This window comes from Cupriavidus sp. HMR-1 (assembly GCF_000319775.1).
Taxonomy (GTDB): Bacteria; Pseudomonadota; Gammaproteobacteria; order Burkholderiales; family Burkholderiaceae; genus Cupriavidus; species Cupriavidus metallidurans.
Map to the genome: position 1 here is coordinate 1 of NZ_ANKP01000113.1, position 3,528 is coordinate 3,528.

General features: G+C 66.6%; 4 protein-coding genes and 2 pseudogenes. All 6 read right to left on the reverse strand.

Going from position 1 to position 3,528, the window contains the following annotated elements:
* Window positions 1-270: pseudogene (locus D769_RS15450) on the reverse strand (hypothetical protein); the annotation flags it as partial.
* Window positions 263-892: an outer membrane lipoprotein carrier protein LolA gene (locus tag D769_RS15455; RefSeq protein WP_008646576.1), complete on the reverse strand. Its 630-nt coding sequence runs from the start codon at window positions 890-892 to the stop codon at window positions 263-265. The gene D769_RS15455 and the pseudogene D769_RS15450, both read right to left, overlap by 8 nt.
* Window positions 889-1,305 (reverse strand): acyl-CoA thioesterase, encoded by a 417-nt coding sequence (locus D769_RS15460; RefSeq protein ID WP_008646577.1) that lies wholly within the window; start codon window positions 1,303-1,305, stop codon window positions 889-891. The genes D769_RS15455 and D769_RS15460 overlap by 4 nt, the downstream gene beginning before the upstream one ends.
* Complete coding sequence (locus D769_RS15465; RefSeq protein ID WP_008646578.1) at window positions 1,283-2,314, reverse strand: lipid A biosynthesis acyltransferase; 1,032 nt, start codon at window positions 2,312-2,314, stop codon at window positions 1,283-1,285. Before D769_RS15465 ends, D769_RS15460 begins: the two co-directional genes overlap by 23 nt.
* Window positions 2,311-3,063 (reverse strand): glycosyltransferase family 2 protein, encoded by a 753-nt coding sequence (locus tag D769_RS15470; protein ID WP_008646579.1) that lies wholly within the window; start codon window positions 3,061-3,063, stop codon window positions 2,311-2,313. The genes D769_RS15465 and D769_RS15470 overlap by 4 nt, the downstream gene beginning before the upstream one ends.
* Window positions 3,060-3,528 (reverse strand): annotated as a pseudogene (locus D769_RS15475) (AMP-dependent synthetase); the annotation flags it as partial. The pseudogene D769_RS15475 and the gene D769_RS15470, both read right to left, overlap by 4 nt.

A 3,528-nucleotide genomic window follows, 5' to 3' on the forward strand; every position in this document is an offset into this window, starting at 1 on the left:
GCGCGTGCGGGCCCAGTCCGAGCCCCCCACCAGCACGACGATCTCGCGCGACACACCGTCGGTCAGCTGACGCAGCACGCGATCGGCCGTGGCGGTGCGCTCGCTGGTCGGCAGCAGCGCCATCACGTCGGTGTCGAGCCGCGATGCACGCCAGAACTGCACCTGGTGCGCGATCAGCGCAATCACGAGCAGCAGCCAGCCAATCGCCAGCAGGCGCTCGCGGCGGGACAGCCCGCCCTGCATCGCGGCCCCGTGGGCCAGTTCATTCAAAACGTTGTTCCTCCGAAGGACTGAGTTTTTCCGCTCCGGCGGGGTCGATCATCCTGACGACAGTGCTGTCGCCGCTGGCTTCCTCGAGCCTGACGTCGCGGACGTAGCGGTCTCCGGCCAGATCGATCCGCGTGAACGCGCGGCGCACGCCCGCGTCGGTCGGCGTCAGGGTCAGCGTCCAGCCCGACTTGCCGACGAGCTTGCCGGTCACGTTAAAGCGCGTGGACAGACTGCGCAGGTCGCCGCGCAGGATCGCGATCATCGACTCTCCGACCAGCCGCATGGCGGGCTGGGCATCGGCCTGCATTTCCTGCTGCACCTTGCCGTCCGCGCCCCGCATCACCAGCTTCTCGGGCGTGACCAGCAGGCTCGACGCGAACGGCTCACGCGTGGCCCACACTACGCCCCGGCCTCGCGCCATCACGAAGTCGCCCCGGGAGATCAACGGGTTACTGAAGCCGGCCAGCCTCCGCGTCTGCTCGAACTGACCATGGATGACCGGCGCATCGGACAACCGCGCCGACACGGCCGCGGAAAGGTCCTCGGCGTGCGCCGGTACCACGCTCATCGCCGCCAGCGTCACCAGCGCAAGCATCGCCTGCAGAGCACGGCGGCGCATCATGGCTCGACTCCAAGCCGCTGCAGCAGCACAGGCGGACTGACGTACTGCATCTCCTGCGTGGCCAGATCCACCGCCACCTGGATGGTGTATCCCTTGGTCAGCCGCGCGCCGGACAGCGCGTCGCGCATCTCGTAGTCGATTCGGAGCCGGTTCTCCCATTCCACGAACGTGGCACGCACGATCACGGGCTGGCCATATCGCAGCGGGCGAATGTACTTGACGCGCACGTCGACGATCGGCCAGGCATAGCCCGATGCCGACATCTGCGGATAGTCGTAGTCGATCTGCTGTAGCAACGCGCAGCGTGCCAGCTCGAAGTAACGGAGATAGTTGCCGTGCCAGACCACGTTCATCGGATCGAGGTCGTGGAACGCCGGCGTCAGCGTGATCTCATGACTCAGGATTCTTGGCATCGCGCTCCTGTGCGGGCTGCTGCATGTCACGGCGGCCGATGCTGATCGGATCGTCCGCCCAGAAATCATAGAAGTTGAACCAGTCGTACGGCGAACGCGCCACGAGGTCCTCCAGCCAGCGGGCGTAGGTCGCCGCCAGCGCCTGCAGACGTGCCTCGCGTGTGGCGCGCGGCAGCGTCACGGCGTGTTCCAGCTCGGTGAAGCGGATCAGGTGCCCGCGCCCTTCCCGCACACAGCCCATCGCGTACAACGGGCATTTCAGCAGGCTCGCCAGCACATAGGGCCCTACCGGGAAGCGTGCGGGCTGACCGAGGAATGGCACCCGCACAGCCCGGCCACCGTGCGCGGGCGCGCGATCGCCAGCAATCGCCACGAATTCGCCTGCCTCCACGCGGGCGGACAGTTCGAGCGCCGTGGCCGGAGAGATATCGTCGATCTGGTAGAGCTGCAGCATCGAGTCCGGGTCCAACCGCGCCAGGATGCGATTGAAGCGCTCGGCATGGGCGCTGTGGACCAGCACGGTCAGCCGCAGCCCGTTCAACCGGTTGGCCATCGCCCGGCAAAGCTCCAGACAGCCAACGTGAGCCGTCATGATGATGCCGCCCCGCCCGCTCGCGATCTGCCGGAGCAGCACGTCGCCGCCTTCCTTGGAAACATGCTCGAAGCGATACCGTCCGCCAATGGCCAGCAGCTTGTCGAGCATCGTGTCGCCGAACGAAAACAGATGCCGCAGCGACTGGCGCCACGTAGGCTGTGTGCCCATGGCGCCTGTTGCCGCCTCGACGCGCGCGAGATATTCCATCGACGACCGGCGCGCCAGCGGATACGCCAGCCAGAAGTAGACGACCACGGGGTACATCACCACGCGGAACAGCAGCCGGCCAAACGCGCGGTAGAGGCCGTAGAGCAACCAGATGCCCCAGACGCAGGTGGCTTCGCCGATGGCGCTCCAGTGCGGCGTGCGGCGGCGCGGCGTAGCGCCCGGAGTTTCGGGGTGCAAGGTGCTCATGCGGGGCGCACCTTGCGCCACAGCAGACGCGGCATTCGCCACAACATGCCAAAGAACAGGCGGGTCAGCATCCCTGTCATCAGCAGGTTGTCCTGGATAAGACGGAAATGCGAGACGCCATCGCTGGGATACGTCACCCGTGTCGGAACGTTGACGACCGACACGCCGCGCCAGTACAGGCGCACGATCACCTCGGTGTCGAACTCCATGTGGTGGCCGAGCCGCACGTCCTGCATGAGCGCTGTCACCGCGTCGAGCGGATAAACCCGCAAGCCGCACATCGAGTCGCGGATCTCGAACGAGAGCGTGTTGATCCACACCAGGATGTGCGTGAGATACCGGAAATAGAAGCGGTGGCGCGGCACCGTCTGGTCATACACCGGGCAGCCCGCGATGACCGCCGTCGGGTTCTCGCGTGCCAGCGTGAAGAAACACGCGATGTCGTCGGCATTGTGCTGCCCGTCGGCATCGATCTGCAGCGCGTGCGTATAGCCGAGCTTCGCTGCCTCCTGGAAGCCGGCCATCATCGCCGCGCCCTTGCCCCGGTTTTGCGGCAGGCGGATCAGGATCACGCGCTCCCCATGGGCATCGGCAAGGTCGCGCAGCACCTGGCTGCACGCCGGGCCGCTGCCGTCATCGACCAGCAGGCAAGGCCACGGATGCCTCAGGATGGCCTCGACCATGGCTCCGATGGCATGTTCGTGGTCAAAGACCGGAACCAGCACGATGGGACGAAAAACGGCGGTCATGAAACAGCGGGGTGAAAAACGATCTTGCCGCTCGCGTGCGAGCCGGCATCGGAGGTTAGTCGAAAGGCCAGCGTGCATGACGCCGGCTGCCAGTCGAGCGCCATGCGCACCGCTGCGCCGGGACGCATCACAGCCTGGAATTTGAGCACATCCAGCCTGGCAAAACGTTGACGTGGCGGGACCGCCAGACGTTGCGGCGCCAGCGCCATGACCCAGTCGACCTGAGCGACGCCGGGCACGATCGGCGCGCCCGGAAAGTGGCCATCGAAGATCGCGAGGTCTTCGGCGATGTCCAGCTCGGCCGTGGCCGACGTATCGTCGGCCTCCACCCAGCGCGCCACCGGAATACTGTGGCGCAGCAGTTCGCGCAGCATCGCCTCGGTGGTCTTGCCCTGCGCGTTGCACGGCAACGCCTGCGGGAACGCCCAGCGCCGCGGCAACGCCAGCCGGTCAACGCCGTCGGCC